The following is a 15,934-nucleotide window of genomic DNA, read 5'->3' on the forward strand; positions in this document are numbered from 1 at the left end:
CGGCATCATGGCGTCTCCTGGAAAGCGAGCGCCGAGCCGGTAATGAGCGGCAGGTCCAGCCGCGAGGGCAGGTCCCTGCCCAACGACAGCACCAGTGTCGTGACGAGCGCATCTGCAATCCTTGCGTCCTGAGGGCGCACCCCCGTGCCGGGATTGATTGGAAAAGCCGGGAACGCAGCCGCCTGAACGGAAAGCCTCAGCCTGTGTCCGGCAGGTACGGTCATCATCGTCGGGCGCAACTGGAGCCGCGTCGTACCAGAAGGTGGACCGTTCGGAAGGTGAAGATAACCCGACGTGATTGCGATGGCCATACCTTCCGGCGTGACCATCCCGAGCACGGCATGCAGATCGCAGCTCGGCCGATCGCTGCTAAGAAAGAGCTCCAGCACTGCCGCGCCGCAAAGCGTTACCGGTTGCCCAAGCGGCGGCGAGGTATAGACAGCGACATCTCCCCGATCGTCGATGAGACTTCGCTCGGCAAAGCCGGGTGGCACGTCGAGATGAAGGCCGTGGCTCGGCGCCGGCCGCCAGGGGTCATGCAGCAGATGATCGCGGGCCGGCTCACCCGGCGCCATCCAGAGGCGTCCGTCGCCGGTCGTCGGTGCGGCTCGACCCGACGAGGCCAGGAAAAGCGGCGCCGGTTCCGGCTGCGGCAGCGCATGGAAATCACGCCAGCCTTTGATGCCGGCATCATAGAGTTGCACGATTGCGGATCGGTTCTCCCGTCCTTTCAGTACTTCATCGAAGAAGGCGACAATCTCGGTATCGACGCCATGCCCGGCGTCCGGTCCGCAATCCAGTACCCCTGAGCGCCGGCCCCAAGGGATATGCGTCCACGGGCCTACGAGGAGCCTCTGGCGGCTGGCCTTTTCACTGAAAGCTCTGTGGGCGGCAAGGGTGCCTGCCAGCATGATATCGTGCCAGCCGCCGACGTGAAGCACGGGCACGTCCGGAATAATCCCGTCCAGCGCCGCATGCGGAGAAACCCGCCGCCAATAGGCTGGATCATCGGTCAGCCAGTCGGCATAATGGCTGTAAGGAGACGCGCGCCTCAGGACAGAGGGCCAGACAGCGTTGGCTTCGCCGTGCAGCGTTCCGGCGGCGAGCAGTGCTTCTTCCATCTCACCATCGCCGGCACGACCGGCGTTCTCGACCGCCATCTGGCGTGCCCAGTCCTGCCCTCCAGCAAGGCGGAACGCGTCGCCCTCATAGGCCCAGTGGTTACGCACGTCCCAGGCTGCCATGATGACAGCCATCGCATCGGGCCTTCGGGTGCCGGCGCGGATTGCCCCGGCTAGGGCCATGAATTGGTTCATGCCGTGATAACTGAAACCGTAACTCGCGACCTGTCCGTTACCTCCAGCCAAGTCGGCAGCAAGTGCCATTGTCCGGGCTCCATCTTCCGGCTCGTCTTCCAGGACACGGAAGCTGCCCTGGGAATCGCCGCGCCCGCGCACGTCCTGCACGAGGACGAGATAGCCCTGTGCTGCATACCAGGCGGGATGGGCAAGCACGACGGCCGAAGCGACCTTTCGCCCGTAAGGCAACCGCAGCACGAGTACCGGAAATGTCCCGGCCACGGCCGGGCGATAGAGATCGGCGACGAGTTCCACCCCATCGACCATCGCCATATGGATCGTTTCCGGCTCGCGAACGGGCAGCATGGATTCAAGCCTCACTGGAAAAACGCGTATTCCGCGTGAGCCTTGCAAGATCGAAGGCCTGCGTCGCTTCGATCAGCCGCACCAGCCCCTCCGCCGCCCGGTCAAGCACGATCGCCCCTTTCCCGGCGGTGGCGGCAGAAGCGTTGCCGCAAACACCGGCGGGATTGAGATCCTGGGCCTGCCAGCCGAAACCCACCGCGCCTTCGGCCGTCAGCGGGCTTCCAGACTCCTCGATGACGACGGTGAGCGGAACGAAGTTCTCGGCCCTGTCCATCGCCACCCGCTCGGGTGCGATCGCCAGCATCATGCTCGTCTCGATATCGCCACCATGGATACCGTGGCGAATCTCGGCTTCGGCAAACAGATCCTCGACCGGCGCGATGCGAAACCAGGAGCAGGCGACCGCCAGCATGCCGAGTTCTATGCGGATATCGCGGCAAACGATGTCCATCAACGCCATCTGCCCACCATGCGAATTGAAGAGGATGAGCCGGCGCACACCGGCCCTGCGGACGCTACGTGCGATATCGAGCCAGACGCGCCGAAGCGTCTCGCCGCTGATGGCGAGCGTGCCAGGGAAAGCGAGATGCTCATCCGACTTGCCTACTCCCAAGGCCGGAAGAAATAGCACGTCCGCTTCCGGCGAAAGCTTCGCCACCGTACGTTCGACAATGGCGCGGTTGATGTCCGCGTCCACACTGACGGGCAGATGCGGGCCATGCTGTTCAACGGCTGCGACCGGCAGTAGGGCGACGGTCCGGCTCAGATCACGTGCGGCAAAAGCAGCGGTGGAGTGGTCGGCCCAGTAGGGCGAGGCGATCAAAAGACCCTCCCGGCAACCGCATGGCGCACTTCAGATCCGTTGACAAGTTGCGCCTCGAAATCGTCGGGAACGGGGAGATCCTGAGGGGCATAGGCGGCAAGGGCCGGCAGGATCGTCGCTTCCTGGTCGAGAAGCAGCCGCCGCTCCACGCCGCGCACGAGACGCGGTAGCGCGTGGCGATGGCCGCTGATCGAAGTGGAATGTGGCCCGTGGCTGACCGCGCTGGCGCTATTGAAGGCGAAGACGCGTCGCACCCAAGCATCATCGGCCGGGTCCTTCGGCTCGAAAGCGAAATGTTGGTCCAGATAGGGAAGCCGGGAGAGCCTGACGTCCTCTTCTCCCTCCGGCGGTGTGAAGCGGTCGCCCCAGAGGGCCACACGGCCGGCAAGGGTCGAAAGTTCCGGCCGGGCGGCAAGGTCGACATGGAGACCAGTGGCCAGCAAGAGATGGTCGAATTCAAGGGTGCCGTCAGGCGTCCGCACGGCAACCGCCCCGTTGCGCTCCTCCACCGACAGCCAAGGGGTACCGGGACGCAAACGAAAGCCGGGCATCGACAATGCTGTTTCGAAGCTGCGGACCGGCGGCGGCTGGTCTGCCTGTCGGAAGAAGCGGGCGATCCGCCAACGGGTGACATCCGAGAGTTCGGCGAAATTCGTCATCATCGCTGGCGTTTCCAGCGCGCGGTGGGGATTGCTGCGCGGCAGCTTGTTGCGACGGAAGCAAAGATCCACGGACGCAGCTCCGGCCTGCAGCGCCTTGATGGCATTGTCGAAGGCGGAAGCTCCGTGACCCAGAATGCCGACGCGCCGACCATTCAGCCGAGCGAAATCAACAGGGCCGTTGGTGTGGTCGTAGCGCGAGGGTGGCAGGTTCCCGGAGACGAAGGCGGGTACGCGCCAACCGCCGGCGCCGTCGAAGCCGGTAGCAAGTATCACGGCGCGAGCGAAGTGGCGTGACGTGCTGCCGCCGGAAAGCGCGGTGAGCGCGATGAGATCGCCGTCAGGGGCAATGTCGACGATCTGCGTTTGGCTGGTGATGGCAATCCCGAACACCTCCGCATACCAGTCCAGATAGGCTTTCCAGTCCGTGCGCGGGATGCGCGGCAGCGCCTCCCAGGCGGCCTTTCCGTAGCGCGTCTCGAACCAGCGGCGAATGGAGAGGTTGGCGACATTGAACTCGCTGCCCACCAGGGTCTTCGGTGTGCGCAGTTCCTCCATGCGAGCGAAGGTCGTCCATGGACCTTCAGAGCCGGCCGGCGCGCTATCGAAGATGGAAACACGGGAAATGCCATCCCATAGCAGGGCAGCGGCGATGATGATGCCGGACTGCCCGCCCCCGACGATCGCGACGTCGTCTACCAATGTGCCATCAGCAGTTTTGGCAGGAGAGAGCCATGTCGCCCCGGGATAGCCGAGAAGGGAAAGATCGGCACGAGCGGCCCGCTTCAGGGCGGTCAGCGCCGGCATCGCATCGGAAAGGGTGTCAAACATTCGAAGACTCCTCCTGCAAAGAGAGTTTGCCCAGCGCGCGTCGGCGGCGATAAAGTTCGCTCAGCGTGACGATCACGGCCGTCAGCACGAGGACTATCACCTGCATCGCATTGAGGTCCGGCTTCAGCTCGCGGCGGAACTCGGAGGCAACGATCAGCGAGAGAGGCTGTGTGCGGCCGGCGAGGAACATGCCGATGACCAGATCGGCGAGCGACAGGATCACGCCGATCGAATAGGCGGCGCCTATTGCTCCCTTCAATTGCGGCAGCGTCACCCGGTAAAATCCCAACCAGGCGGTGGCCCCGAGGTCACGCGCGGCTTCCTCCAACCGCGGGTCGAGGCGGATCAACACGGCCGCGATGATGGTGGTTGTGAACGGTATGGCGATTAGCGTCTGAGCCGCGATCAGGGCTCCCGCGCCGCGGCCGAGACCGACCCAGCTCATCAGCATGGCCTGCGCGATGGAAAGAACCGTCTTGGGTATCAGGAACGGCAAGACGACCAGCATGATGAAGGCCGGGCGCCATCGAAGGTTCGGCGAGGCGAGCGCCAGGGCTGCCGCTAGGCCGATCAGCGCCGACAGGATACCGACCGGCTGGGAAATGAGAAAGCTCGTCAGGAAACCGTGGAGAAAGGCGGCATTGCTGGCAAGTTCTTCATACCAGCCGAGCGTGAAGCCGCTGAGCGGAAAAGCCATGAGACTGGAATCATTGAAGGAAAAGATCACCAGCACGGCGATCGGCAGGTAGAAGAAGGCGACTGCAAGTAAAAGCGTCACGAAAACGAAGCGGCTCATCGCAGCCCTCCCCGAAAAACGGCGCGGGCGCCGTTGAGCCGCAGCAGCATCCAGGCGATTGCGCTTGCGCAACCGAAGAGCACGCCGAGAAGGCTGAGCGCCAGCGCCGAGGCAAGCGGCCAGTCGAAGGCGGTACCGAAAAGATTGTCGATCATCGCCATGGACGTGGCACCCGATGTGCCGCCAAGCAGGCTCGGTGTCAGCATGTCGCCGGCCGCAAGCGCAAAGACGGCGAAAAGTCCGACGGCAAGCCCTGGCGTCGTCAAGGGCAAGATCACCTTGACGAAGGCCTCTGGCGGACGCGCGCCCAGATCGCGGGCTGCCTCGATCAGGCGTCGATCAATCAGCTCGGCGGAAATCCAGATCGGCAACACCATGAAAGGCAGCGTGTTGAAGAGCAGCACCAGATGGATCGTAAATGGCGAGAAGAGCAGAAATTTGAGCGGCTCGTCGATCATGCCCACTCCCTGCAGAACCGAATTCACCAGCCCCTCGGACCCCAGCACGATACGCCAGGCATAGATGCGCACGATCTCACCGGTATAGAGCGGCGTCAGCAGCACGACATTGGCGATTCCCTTCCACACCGTCGGCAGGCGGGAGATGGCGAGCGCAACGGGATAGCCAGCTACGGTGGCCAGAGCGGCGGTCACGAGACCGGATAGCACCGCCTTGCCGATCAGAAAGGCAAAGACCGGTTTTGTGGCGACCTGCGCCCAGCTTTGTCCAGAAATGGACGGCACCATGGCGAATGTATCCATGTCGACGACGAAAAAACTGAACACGAACAGCAGCCCGATCGGCAGCACGCAGCCGAGAATGAGCACAAGGGCCACGGGCAGCGCGAGATGGGCGCGATGCAAGCCGATGTTCATTCTTCCACCCTCGTGATGAAGCTTGCCGCCTGGTTGAAGGCGATCTGTGCCTTATCGCCCGGCGCCAACGGCCGCCCGGCGGAAAACCGCAAGGTGATGCCGGAAACATCGGCCTCGATCAGATGCCGGTCGCCCAGGAAGACGGCGTGCTGTACCGTCGCCGAAAGCAGGCCTGCGCCGGCTGTGGTCGGCACTTCGCTCCTCAGGCGCAGATGCTCGGGCCGTACGACGAGGATAGCCCGGTCGCCCGCGATCAACCCCTCCACCGCTGGCGCTTCTATGATGCCGAGCGGTGTATCGATCGTCACCGTACCGGCATTCGCATCGACGCCGCGGACCAAGGCGGGGACGAGTGAAGCCGAGCCGATGAAATCCGCGACAAAGGCGTTGGCGGGGCGAGCGTAAAGCGTCACCGGATCGGCTTTTTGCACGATGCGGCCCTTGTTCATGACGATCACGATGTCGGACAGCGCGAAAGCCTCCTCCTGATCGTGCGTTACGTAGAGGAAGGCGATGCCCAACCGGCGTTGGAGATCCTTGAGTTCGATCTGCAGGTGGCCACGCATCTTGCGATCGAGTGCGGACAGCGGTTCGTCCAAGAGCAGGAGATGCGGTTCAGCCACAATGGCGCGGGCAACCGCCACGCGCTGCTGCTGGCCGCCCGACAGCTGATGTGGATATCGTTCTCTGAAGGCTTCCATATGGACAGCCTCCAGCGCCCGCTTCACTCGCGCCGTCGGATCGAGGGAACCTCGGCGAAGTGTCAGAGAGAAGGCGACATTCTCGAAGACTGTCAGATGCGGAAAGAGCGCATAATTCTGGAAAACGGTGTTGACGGGGCGCCGCTCTGGCGGCACCCCCGCGAGAGGCCTGCCATCCAGCACCAGCGAACCCGCATCCGGGTTCTCGAATCCGGCGATCATGCGCAGGATCGTCGTCTTGCCGCAGCCTGAAGGGCCGAGGAAGGTCGTGAAGGCCCGTTCCGGAATGTCGAGATCGACCCCGTCGACGGCGCGAGACCGGCCGTAGGTCTTGACCAGGCCCCGGGCCGACAGGAGAAGCGACGGCGCGGCACGGGATGGCTCGGGCGCAATGCCGGTCATCAATCAGCTCGCCTTGACTTCGTTCCAGATCTTCAGCCAGTCCGAATAATTATCCGGCGCCACCGGCCACATGAATGATTTCATCACGTCCATGTCGTCGATGAAAATCGCCGCCTGCTCGTCTTTCGAGAGCTTGTCGCGGATGACGGAGCTCGTGGTGGCATAATTGCCGATCCGAGCAATTTCGGTCGCATAGGTTGGGCCGAGCAGGTAGTCGATGAACTTGTAGGCGAGCTCGGTCTTGTCTTCCGGCAGGTCGGCCGGCATGGCGAAGCAGTCGCACCAACCCATGACGCCTGCCTTCGGCTTGGCCATGCCCATCGCCATCTTCCCCTTGAGTTCATCGAACGGCACCCGCCAGGAGAAGGCGCAGGAGACCTCGCCGGTCGCAAAGAGATTGGTGAGATCGCCGATGGTCTGCCAATAAGTACGCAATAGCGGCTTCTGAGCAATCAGCAGCTTCTTGGCCTCGGCAAGTTCCTTGGCATCCATGGTGAAAACCTTGTTGCGCGGAACGCCGGCCACCAAGCCCGCGATTGCGATCGATTCCAATGCATAATCGCGCATGGCGAGCTGGCCGGAATATTTCGCATCGAACAGCGTGGCGTAGTCTGGCTCCTTATCGAGCTTATCGGTGCGATAGACGATCGGGTTCAGGCCCCAGAGATAGGGGACGGCAAACGGCTTGCCGCTCTCGTCGAGAACCTTCGGCGTCGTCTTGAACACATCGTACATCATCGAGGCGTTCGGGACTTTCGAAAGGTCGAGCGGCTTCAGGAGACCTGCCTTGATATATCGCCAACTGCCATTGAGCGACGGGTTGATCATATCCCAGTCGGATGCCGAACCGGTCTTGAGCGCTGCGAACTGGGCATCCTCGCTCGACAGGTAAGACAGCTTGATCTTGACACCCGTCTCCTTTTCGAAGGTCTGGACATATTCGGGGTGGCCGTTGGAGTCCCAGGTTGCCCAAACCAGCTCCGAAACGGCAGCGCGTGCTGCGCGTGCCGAGCTGAAAACACCTGCTGCCGCACCGGCGGCCAGTCCTGCCAGCACTTCACGTCGTGTTAGGTCTGCGTGCATCATGAGGTCCCCTTGTTGTGTTTGTGCGATTGACCTCATTGTGCGGATTTCATTCGAAATGCCTATAACGGCACTGCAATAGACTATATTGCTTCTGAGACATGCAGGGTGGCTCAGCCGGCCGCCTGTCCCCACCGCATGGGTGGCAGCGGCGGCAGCGCCGCACCGTTCAGTGCGCGCATGCTTGCCGCCACCGACTTGATCATACGGCGCAGCCACACCTGATCTGGCGAATGATGTTTGCAGTCGTGCCAGAGCATGTAGAAATGCATTTCGCCGAGCTCGGGGGGTGCATCCAGCACCGCGAAGGGGAAGGTTTGCGCGACCTGCTCAGCGAAGTGGTATCCTGTGGTGAAAACCAAATCCGACTGCGCCAGAACGTAAGGTGCGATCGCATATTCCGGCACCGTCGCCCGAATCCGACGCTTAAGCCCGAGTTCGATCAACCGGCCATCGATGGGGCTGATATGCGCATCGCGATCGGACGTGGGCGAGAGATGGCTTTCCTTGAGATATTCCTCGAGCGTGATTCGGTCCTGTTGCTTGGCAAAGCGATGGTTCGGCCGCACGAGACAAACGATGTCGGTGGTTAAAATGGGTGCGATGCGCAAATGCTCGGGAGGATGTGGCCAATTGCCGATCACTGCATCTATGGCGCCCTCGGACATGCCGCTTAGCAGATCCTCGCCATTTGGCATGGGCGAAACATCCACGCTGACGCCCGGGGCGACACGCGCGATTGCGCCAATAAGTGGCGGTAGAAAGACCGTGCCGAGGCAATTGGTGGAAACGATGCGAAAATGGCGGGTGGACTTCTTCGGGTCAAAGGTTGGATGTGGGGCCAGATGAGTGTCGATCTTGCTAAGTATTTCTCGCATGGTCTCGCGCAACGCCAGGCCCCGTTCCGTGGGCACGAGCGTGCTGCCAGAGCGCACGAGCAGTGGATCATCGAGGATCTCACGCAGGCGTTTCAAGTTGAGGCTGACCGTGGGCTGCGCCTGGCCGAGAAGTTCAGCCGTTCGCGAAACGCTGCATTCGGTCAGGAGTATAAGCAACGTGCGCATGAGGCGAATATCAAGACTGCCGTGGGCCTGGCCGGTCATGTCGTAACCTTTGCAATTGTTTCGCAGGTGAGATCACGCAATTCTCGTGCCAGGTGCCGGGTAGTGCCTCAATTCTTGTTGGCACCAATCCACCCTCAGTCGCCGTTTTCGACCAGATATTGGCCGGATATCGTCGCCTTGAGGTTGAGATGGCAATCTTCGGCATGACGAAGAACCGACCGATCGATCTGCGACCTCATCATTATAAGAGCCACCGCCGAAATGGAGCGCACGCGAGCCGACTGTGCTTTCGATGCGTCATAAACTCAACGGTCGCGAGACATCCGCAGGCCGCAGTCGCCTTCACGATTATGCCCGAGCGATTTGCGTCCATAGGCTCATGGTCGCAGCACGCAGTTCGCGATGATGGCTTTCAGTTCTCTTCTTAGAGCTAGGAAATAGAATGCATCAGCTACGATAAAAAAATCAGATGAGAGTCATTGTAGAACTCGCTTCCCGCTCTATTGCTGGGGAGCGAGACGCGCGCCGGCGGACCCCGCCGAGCTACACCGCGATGCGCTCGAGCTTGATCGTCCATCCGCAGGCCCGCATCAATATCGATTGAGCGCGCCCGCGCGAATGGCTTGCTTACCCTGCCGTCAGGATCTTGGGCATGAGGTCGGACAAGCCGAACTGGTCGAGAAGATCGGCTTGACGCCGCTCCTGCCCGGCCAGCACCTGCTCGACGCCCTTATGCTGGCCATCGACATAGACGCGATAGGGCCGTTCGTTGCGCGGCATCGCCAGGGCGTCGCGCAATGCTTCGCCGACCGCGGAAACATCGAGCGATCCGCCATGCTTCGCATCGATCGCCTCCAGCTTGGCACCGAGCGCTGTGGCGCGTGCCGGCAGATCACCGTATTGAGCCTGGATCGACGGATAAGCGGGCTGGTTGGCATGGGCGAAATGCTCGGTCCCGGTGGTGAAGGCCCCGGGCACGAGGATGATGGTGTCGATCCCGAACGGACGCGCTTCCATTCCCATCACTTCGGCGATCGCCTCACCGGCTGCCTTGGCGGCGGCATAGGGACCGAGGAAGGGTTCGGCGAGATGGGCCGTCGTGCTGCCGGTGTAGGCCAGCGTGCCGTATCCCTGACGGCGCATGACAGGAAGGGCGGCACGGTTCATGCGCAACCAAGACGTGGCGCAAGTATCGAAAATCCGCTGCAACTGATCGGGATCGAACGCTTCGGTTATGCCCGTCATCAACATCCCGGCGTTGTTGACGACCACGTCGATGCGGCCCTGTTCGACCAGCACCAGGTCAACCGCCGCCCGGCAACTTGCCTCCGACAGCACGTCGAGATCGACCACATGAAGGTCCAGGCCGTCTCGCTTTGCAAGTTCCCGGATGGTAGCGGCGCGCTGCTCGCCTTCAGGACGCGCGAGCCGCAGGCTCGCATAGACACAATGGCCGGCGCGCGCGAGGACCACGACGATGGCGTTGCCGATACCCGAACCGGCTCCCGTGACAAGAATGATCTGCCTATCCATGATTTCACTCTCTTACGCGATGCCGCCATTGGCGCGAAGCACCTGGCCGTTGACCCATCCCGCTTCCCTCGACGCGAGGAAAGCGACCACTTCCGCGATGTCGTCGGGCTGACCGAGCCGGTTCAGGGGAGCCATCGACGCCATGCGGTCGACCAGTTCCTGCGGCTTGTCGCGTAGGAACAGTTCCGTCTCGACAGGACCCGGCGCAGCGGCGTTGACGGTGATGCCCCGCCCGCCCAGTTCTTTGGCGACGACGCGCACCATGCCTTCCACCGCGCCTTTGGTGGCATTGTAAATACTGTAGCCCGGCGCGTTGAGCGCCAGCGTCGTGCTGGAGAAACCGATCAGGCGGCCATTATCGCGTACCCGATTGGCGGCCTCGCGAAAGGCGTTGAAGGTCCCACGCACATTGACGGTGAAATGACGATCGAAATCTTCATCCGTCACCTTCGCCAAGGGCGAAGGCGTCATCACGCCCGCGCAGGCGACCAGGACGTCGATCCCGCCAAACTGCTGCTGCGCGCCGTCGAACAGCGCCTTGACCTGCTCGGCTGATGCCACATCCGCCTTGATGGCGATGGCCTCGCCGCCGATCGTCTCAATCTGTGATACGACCACTGCCGCATCATCGGCCGAACCGGCATAGTTGACGACAACCGCGAAACCGCGGCGCGCCAGGGCGACGGACGCCGCGCGGCCGATGCCGCGTGAGCCGCCAGTTACAATAGCAACTTGCATGATGAACTCCACTTCCTTGCTTGAAAGCAGAGTTAGGGGATCCGTCGATATATTCCCAATCGATACTTGTTATATCAATACATCTGATTGGTGAATGGAGGAAGCGAGCTGCACGAGCAGATCGCGCATCCATCGCTGCACCGGGTGAACCTCATTCCGACGGTGCCAAGACATGACGAACGAGACCGGAGGCAACGATAATGGCGGAGGCAGCAGCATAAGCTCGTTCCTGAAGCCGGAGCGGGTGACCACGCCTTCCATAATGGTCGCGATCAGGTCCGACCGGGCGACCATCAACGGTGCGGCGTACATTTGCGGGAGAGACACGGCGATGCGGCGACGCTGCCCGCTTGCCGCCAGCGCCGCGTCGACCTGTCCAAATCGCTCGCCTTCTGGTGAGATCAGCAGATGGGACAGGCTCAGAAAAGTCCGTAGGTCGAGAGGGCGACTTGCCATGGGGTGCGAGCGTCGTAGAACGCAGACAAAGCGTTCCTCGAACAGAGGACAACTGATGATACGGCCCCCTGGCGTCTGACGGGGCGGCACGCCGATCGTCAGATCAGCTTCGCCTGCGTCAAGCAGGGAGATGGCATCGTCGCGGTGCGTAAAGGCATTGATGCGAAGCGTAATCCCCGGCGCACGCTCTCGCAGCACATCGACAAGCTGGGGCAGCAGAACAAAAGCCGGGTGATCCGATAGTGCGAGGGTGAAGGATTGCGATGAGCTGACGGGATCGAAGGTCTGCGTATAGTCGAGCGCCCGTCCGATCTCCGCCAAGGCGCGCGAGAGTGGCTCCGCCAGTTCGGTTGCACGCTGGGTTGGCTGCAGTCCCGCCGGGCTTCGGACGAAGAGGTCGTCCTGAAACAGCGCCCGCAGGCGCGCGAGAGCCGCGCTCATGGCCGGCTGAGTTCGACCGATCCGCTTGCCAGCGCGCGTCACGCTGCGCTCGGCCATCAACGCGTCGAAGGCTACGAGCAAATTCAGGTCTGTGCCATTCAAATCCATAGAACGGATACTACCACATACAGATTATCGATTTCAATGATGGAGCCAGACCGGCTAGATGAATTCACGTCAACGAGACGGAGTTTATCCATGACCCAACAAGCAGCCACCCAAGGCACGCTGTCGGAGCAGGATCGCAAGGCGATCGAAACGCTCTACAGCGCTTTTTCCAACAACCCCGACGCACTCGACAACGCTGTTGCCGAGGATTGGCAGGACATCCCGCTGGCTCCCGGCCAGGACCCGGGCCGTGAGGCGATGAAGCCAATGATCCGCGCCTTCAATGCTGCCTTCCCCGATGCCCGTATCACCATTCACGAGCTCATCGGCGTTGCCGGCAAGGCCGCGGTTCGTGCCGAGATCACTGGCACGCACAAGGGCGAGTGGTTTGGCGTCAAGCCAACCGGCAAGGCGTTCGTGCTGCCGATCCACGAATTCCATCATGTCGAGAACGGCCGTATCACCAAGACCTGGCACATGGAAGACTGGTTCGGCTGGCTGCATCAAATGGGCGCAATAGGCGCCGGACAGGAGTAAGGTCGATGAAAGCGTTTCGGATCAACAGCTACGGTGCCGACCCCGCTTTCGAGCCAGTCGACACCCCCAAGCCTAAGGCCGGCGAAGCGCTGGTCAAGGTGGCGGCGGCGAGCATCAACCCGCTCGATAACAAGCTCCAGCAGGGCTATATGGACGCGTTCTTCCCGCTGAGCTTCTCCTACACGATCGGCACCGACCTCGCCGGCACGGTGGAGAGCTTCGGTGAAGGCAATGGCGGTTTCACAATCGGTGAGCGGGTCGTGGCCCGCACGGCGCCGACTGCCGGTGGCGCGATCGCCGAATATGCGATCGTGCCAGTCGATCAGCTCGTCCGCATTCCCGCGGGCGTGTCGTTCGAGGACGCGGCCGGCGTTCCCACCGCGGCGGGCACCGCCTGGCAGGCGCTGTTCGAAGTCGCCAAACTCAAGTCTGGCCAGACCGTGCTGATCCATGCCGGCGCCGGCGGCGTTGGCAGCTTCGCCATCCAGTTCGCCCGGGCCGCTGGGGCGCGGGTTATCACCACCGCCTCGGGTGACGGCGTCGCCATCGCCGAGCGGCTGGGCGCCGACCAGGTGATCGACTACACGACCGAGGATTTCACCCGCCATGTTTCCGACGTCGACGTGGTGATCGACACGATCGGCGGCGACACCCAGGCGCGTTCGTTCGACGTGCTGCGCCCGGGCGGGTTCCTCGCCACCACTGTTTCGCCGCCCGACGAGGCGCTGGCCAAGGCGCACGGCGTGTCGGCAGCCTTCGTCTTCCATTCCTCGGATGCTGGCCGCCTTGCCACCGTGATCGATAAGGTCGCCGGCGGTGTGCAGGTTCTGACCGACCGGATGATCGATCTGAACGATGCATCGGCGGGTTTCGCCCGGCAGGCATCGGGCCGCGCCCGCGGCAAGATCATTGTCCGCGCCTGAACTAAAGGTCGCCCGGCTCTTCCTAAAACAGAGCCGGGCGGCGACGCCGTTTCGTGAGCGGCATCTGCGATGACATCAAGACACCCTTCCCCTTTGAAGATCATGGCGATCTTAAGCATCATTGCCGCCGGCGCGGCGTTTTGCATCCATAGCCGCATCCAGGCGGCCGCCCCTCATCAAGATGAGCCGGAGCAAGAGAGATGGATTTTAAGACGATCAAAAATCCAGTCGTTCGAACAGCGCTGGATGAGCAGCAGCAGCTTCCGGCACCGGATGGCGAGAACGAGCGCGTTCACCGTGCACCCGCCATGTCGGACTGGCGCGGGCGCCATGCACTGCAGCAACTCGTTCCTGCTCCCGAAGGCGTTCCAGCGGCCCGTCCGGCCGCCGAATAAAGCCGCGAACTGCGGCGAACTGATCCGGCACTTCACCTGAAGGGGGCGAAGAGAATGACGGCCACGGCCGGAAGCGGTGCGAAGCGCCGAAATCCGTTTCTCGCCTTGCCTGCGCCCATATTCGCTGGGCGAACAATTCATCGCCCGCTTGAAGGCCGTGCCAAAGGACTTTTCGGACTCATAACCGAGCGCCAACCCGATCTCGGCAAGCGACTGACGCGTCGAGGTCAGCCTGTCTGCCGCCTGGATTATGCGCCAGCGAGTCAGATAGTCCATCGGCGACAGGCCAACCCTTTCCTTGAAGGTCACCACAAAGGCGGTGCGCGACATCCCTGCCTCACTTCCGGTCGCGTCAATCTTTCAGCCCGATCTCTTGACGGGGGCGACGGCTCTGAAAGAAGAGTCAATGCCACGGGTGATGGCACCCGATCGATTCGGACCATCGTTTGCGTCAAAACAACCAAATTGAGAGCCGAGCATGAGTTCCGCCGACATCCAGTTACTTCTTACCGCAATCGGAGGCGTCATCTTTCTTGTCGTCCTTATTGTTTCGAAACTGCGTTTTCATCCGCTGCTAGCACTTATGATAACGTCGATTGCGGTGGGCCTGATAACCGGGATGCCAGGCGAAAAGGTAGTCAAATCGATAGAAACCGGCGCGGGTAACACTTTGGGAGCAGTAGGTATAGTCGTTGCCCTCGGCGCGATGCTCGGGAAAATTCTCGCTGATTCAGGGATCACGAACAGCATTGCCGAAATAATTATAAACCGGACCTCGACCAAATATCTTCCTTGGGCGATGGCGGGTGCCGCGTTCGTTATCGGCATACCCATGTTCTTCGAAGTCGGCCTCGTGATCTTGCTTCCTTTGATTTTCAGCGTTGCCCGGAAACTTGACGGCTCGAAGAGCATCGTGGGGTCGCCTTACGTCTATATAGGCGTGCCAGTCATTGCCGCGCTCGCGGCCATGCATGGTATGGTGCCGCCACACCCCGGTCCACTCACCGCCATAGCTGCGCTGCATACCAATGTCGGTGCGACAATGCTTTATGGCTTTATCGCGGCGATTCCCGCTATCGTGCTTGGCGGCCCGGTCTATGGCGCGTTCATCACGTCGAAGCTGAAAGTTCACCCCGACGAAGCGTTAATAGACCAATTTGCGGCCACAACGGAAGGCCAGACAACCTCCCATGATGATCCTCCGAGCATCGGGATCAGCCTGTCGACCGCGTTGCTTCCCGCCATTCTGATGCTTCTGCACGCCATCGCAGAGCTCATTTTCCCCAAGGGATCCACGCTCGAGGTGATCACGGGATTCGTTGGCGATCCAGCAATCGCCATGCTGATCGGCGTCCTGTTCGCCACCGGCGTTTTGATTTTTGCCCGCGGCGGCGACACCGAAAAACTTCGAAACGCGATGTCCGCAAGCGTAAAACCCATCGCGAACGTGCTGCTAATCATCGCTGGTGGTGGAGCATTTCAGCACGTGCTGACCGACGCTAAGGTTGGCGATGCGATCATGCACCTTAGTCAGCAATTTTCGCTGTCACCCTTGGTTCTCGGTTGGATAATTTCAATGCTGTTGTCAGTCTCGACCGGCTCGGCAACCGTTGGGATTGTCGGCGCGTCCGGTCTTTTGGCACCGCTTGCAGGAGCCGGAAACCTGAACGTTCCATTACTTGCGTTATCGATCGGATGCGGATCGCTGTTCTTCAATTATGCCAATCATGCAGGGTTCTGGCTCGTCAAGGAGTCCTTTGGCATGTCCATGAGCGAAGCAACGTGGACCATCTCAGTCATCCAATCGATCGTTTCAGTCGTGGGACTTTTGATGGTTCTTCTGATGAACTTCGCTCCTGCCCTCTCTTGAGGAAAGAAGGCGGGCGATGTCGTCGGCGATATTAA

The 15,934-nt window shown here is 61.5% G+C and carries 15 protein-coding genes and 1 pseudogene; 4 read left to right on the forward strand and 12 right to left on the reverse strand.

The annotated features are described in order from the left end of the window. Positions 1-5: 5 nt before the first annotated feature. From DQ393_RS12285 to DQ393_RS12335, 11 genes are all read right to left on the reverse strand, one after another. The gene (locus tag DQ393_RS12285; RefSeq protein ID WP_112342054.1) at positions 6-1,664 is read right to left on the reverse strand and encodes a CocE/NonD family hydrolase; all 1,659 of its coding nucleotides are present in this window, start codon (positions 1,662-1,664) and stop codon (positions 6-8) included. Between the two features lie 4 nt (positions 1,665-1,668). Next, positions 1,669-2,487, reverse strand: coding sequence for a creatininase family protein (locus DQ393_RS12290; RefSeq protein ID WP_112342055.1), 819 nt, complete (start codon positions 2,485-2,487; stop codon positions 1,669-1,671). Next, a complete protein-coding gene (locus DQ393_RS12295; protein ID WP_112342056.1) occupies positions 2,484-3,977 on the reverse strand; it encodes an FAD/NAD(P)-binding protein in 1,494 nt (497 codons plus the stop codon). The genes DQ393_RS12290 and DQ393_RS12295 overlap by 4 nt, the downstream gene beginning before the upstream one ends. Further along, positions 3,970-4,773 (reverse strand): ABC transporter permease, encoded by an 804-nt coding sequence (locus DQ393_RS12300; RefSeq protein WP_112342057.1) that lies wholly within the window; start codon positions 4,771-4,773, stop codon positions 3,970-3,972. Before DQ393_RS12300 ends, DQ393_RS12295 begins: the two co-directional genes overlap by 8 nt. After that, entirely contained in the window at positions 4,770-5,648 is an 879-nt protein-coding gene (locus DQ393_RS12305) for an ABC transporter permease (protein ID WP_112342058.1), read from the reverse strand. The genes DQ393_RS12300 and DQ393_RS12305 overlap by 4 nt, the downstream gene beginning before the upstream one ends. After that, positions 5,645-6,751: an ABC transporter ATP-binding protein gene (locus DQ393_RS12310; protein ID WP_112342121.1), complete on the reverse strand. Its 1,107-nt coding sequence runs from the start codon at positions 6,749-6,751 to the stop codon at positions 5,645-5,647. The genes DQ393_RS12305 and DQ393_RS12310 overlap by 4 nt, the downstream gene beginning before the upstream one ends. A 3-nt stretch (positions 6,752-6,754) precedes the next feature. Continuing rightward, complete coding sequence (locus DQ393_RS12315; protein ID WP_245430328.1) at positions 6,755-7,837, reverse strand: ABC transporter substrate-binding protein; 1,083 nt, start codon at positions 7,835-7,837, stop codon at positions 6,755-6,757. Between the two features lie 110 nt (positions 7,838-7,947). After that, positions 7,948-8,937, reverse strand: a complete 990-nt coding sequence (locus DQ393_RS12320) for a LysR family transcriptional regulator (RefSeq protein WP_112342060.1) — start codon at positions 8,935-8,937, stop codon at positions 7,948-7,950. Positions 8,938-9,525: 588 nt separating this feature from the next. Further along, on the reverse strand, positions 9,526-10,431 hold the full coding sequence (locus DQ393_RS12325; RefSeq protein ID WP_112342061.1) for an SDR family NAD(P)-dependent oxidoreductase: 906 nt from the start codon (positions 10,429-10,431) through the stop codon (positions 9,526-9,528). A gap of 12 nt (positions 10,432-10,443) precedes the next feature. Next, positions 10,444-11,169, reverse strand: coding sequence for an SDR family oxidoreductase (locus tag DQ393_RS12330; RefSeq protein ID WP_112342062.1), 726 nt, complete (start codon positions 11,167-11,169; stop codon positions 10,444-10,446). Positions 11,170-11,238: 69 nt separating this feature from the next. After that, positions 11,239-12,174 (reverse strand): LysR family transcriptional regulator, encoded by a 936-nt coding sequence (locus DQ393_RS12335; protein ID WP_112342063.1) that lies wholly within the window; start codon positions 12,172-12,174, stop codon positions 11,239-11,241. A gap of 90 nt (positions 12,175-12,264) precedes the next feature. Here DQ393_RS12335 and DQ393_RS12340 point away from each other — a divergent pair, with 90 nt between their 5' ends. The 3 genes from DQ393_RS12340 (at position 12,265) to DQ393_RS33805 (ending at position 14,029) form a co-directional block, all read left to right on the forward strand. After that, positions 12,265-12,711, forward strand: a complete 447-nt coding sequence (locus DQ393_RS12340) for an ester cyclase (RefSeq protein ID WP_112342064.1) — start codon at positions 12,265-12,267, stop codon at positions 12,709-12,711. Positions 12,712-12,716: 5 nt separating this feature from the next. Then, a complete protein-coding gene (locus DQ393_RS12345; protein WP_112342065.1) occupies positions 12,717-13,634 on the forward strand; it encodes an NADP-dependent oxidoreductase in 918 nt (305 codons plus the stop codon). Between the two features lie 200 nt (positions 13,635-13,834). Then, positions 13,835-14,029 carry a hypothetical protein gene (locus DQ393_RS33805; protein WP_245430331.1) on the forward strand — a complete coding sequence of 65 codons (195 nt, stop codon included), beginning with the start codon at positions 13,835-13,837 and terminating at the stop codon, positions 14,027-14,029. A gap of 120 nt (positions 14,030-14,149) precedes the next feature. Here DQ393_RS33805 and DQ393_RS33810 read toward each other — a convergent pair. Then, a pseudogene (locus DQ393_RS33810) lies at positions 14,150-14,359 on the reverse strand (helix-turn-helix domain-containing protein); the annotation flags it as partial. A 148-nt stretch (positions 14,360-14,507) separates the two neighbouring features. Here DQ393_RS33810 and DQ393_RS12355 point away from each other — a divergent pair. Further along, positions 14,508-15,899 carry a GntP family permease gene (locus tag DQ393_RS12355; protein WP_112342067.1) on the forward strand — a complete coding sequence of 464 codons (1,392 nt, stop codon included), beginning with the start codon at positions 14,508-14,510 and terminating at the stop codon, positions 15,897-15,899. Positions 15,900-15,934: the final 35 nt, after the last annotated feature.

Source organism: Martinezella tropici (genome assembly GCF_003287875.1).
GTDB lineage: Bacteria > Pseudomonadota > Alphaproteobacteria > Rhizobiales > Rhizobiaceae > Rhizobium > Rhizobium tropici_C.